General features: G+C 61.2%; 1 protein-coding gene. It reads left to right on the forward strand.

Annotated elements, in window-relative coordinates; genetic code table 11:
• The first annotated feature begins 89 nt into the window (after positions 1–89).
• The gene (locus tag NKJ89_RS35560) at positions 90–1,193 is read left to right on the forward strand and encodes an ISAs1 family transposase (protein WP_023796701.1); all 1,104 of its coding nucleotides are present in this window, start codon (positions 90–92) and stop codon (positions 1,191–1,193) included.
• Positions 1,194–1,201: the final 8 nt, after the last annotated feature.

Below are 1,201 nucleotides of genomic sequence, written 5' to 3' on the forward strand. Positions count from 1 at the left end.
GCAGGGGAATCGCACATGAGTACAAAGGGACTCTTGTGTGGTGTGCGGAAATCGATTCTGAAAGGACCTCTGGATGATCGGAGGTCAGCATGGTGTTTCTGGATGTATTCGGCGAGGTTCCGGACCCTCGAGACTTGACCGCACAGCACCCGTTGCCGGAGATTTTGTTCGTAGCGCTTGCGGCGGTCCTTTGCGGTGCGACACATTGCACGGAAATGGAGCTGTTTGCCAGGAATCGGCTCGACCTGTTGCGGCAGTTCATCCCGCTCGAGCGTGGCGCGCCCAGCCACGACACCTTCAGCCGGGTGCTGGCGGCCCTCGATCCTGTCGCCCTCAACGATGCGTTCATGCGCTTCATGGCCGCTTTCGGCGCACAGGCGCGCATCGATGCGCCGAAAGGCCAGATCGCCATCGACGGCAAGAGCCTCAGGCGCGCCTATGCCAAGGGCCTTTCGCATATGCCGCCGCTGGTGGTGACCGTCTTTGGCTGCGAGACCTTCATGAGCCTGGCCCAGACCGTGGCGCAGAAAGGCGGGGAGGTGCAGGCCGCGATCGCGGCGCTCGAATTGTTGTCGCTCAAGGGATTGACCGTCACCGCCGACGCCTTGCACTGCCATCGCCGCATGACCCAGACCATCCGCGACGGTGGCGGCCACTACGCGATCGCCATCAAGGCCAACCAGTCGAAGCTGGCCGCCGAAGCCAACACCGCACTCGACAAGGCAGCGGCGGGCAAAGCAACCAAGTTCCATCAGACCAAGGAGGATGCCCATGGCCGTCACGAGGTGCGGCGTGCCTTCGTCATTCCCTTTGTGCAGCCGCCGGGCAAGAATGCACTCGTCGACCTTTGCGCCGTCGGCCGTGTCGAAAGCTGGCGCACCGTCGATGGCAAGACCACGCACAAGGTCCGCTGCTATGCGCTGTCGCGCAAAATGCCGGCACACGAACTGCTCGCCACAGTACGCCGCCACTGGAGCATCGAGAATGACCTGCACTGGCAACTCGACGTTTTGCTCGGCGAAGATCAAATCAGAGGCCGCAAGAACAATACCGCCGCCAATCACGCCATACTTCGCCGCCTCACTCTCAATGTTCTCAGAGCCGATCTTGAAAACATCCCGCTCAGCCACAAACGACTCAAGGCACGATGGGCCGATCAAAACCTGCTTAGCCTCTTTACTCATATGCGATAGCCCTGCCC

This window comes from Mesorhizobium sp. M0047 (assembly GCF_040323315.1).
Classification (GTDB): Bacteria; Pseudomonadota; Alphaproteobacteria; order Rhizobiales; family Rhizobiaceae; genus Mesorhizobium.

Coding starts and splice junctions, on each gene's coding strand:
- NKJ89_RS35560 (WP_023796701.1), top strand. CDS start 90: ATGGTGTTTCTGGATGTATTCGGCGAGGTTCCGGACCCTCGAGACTTG.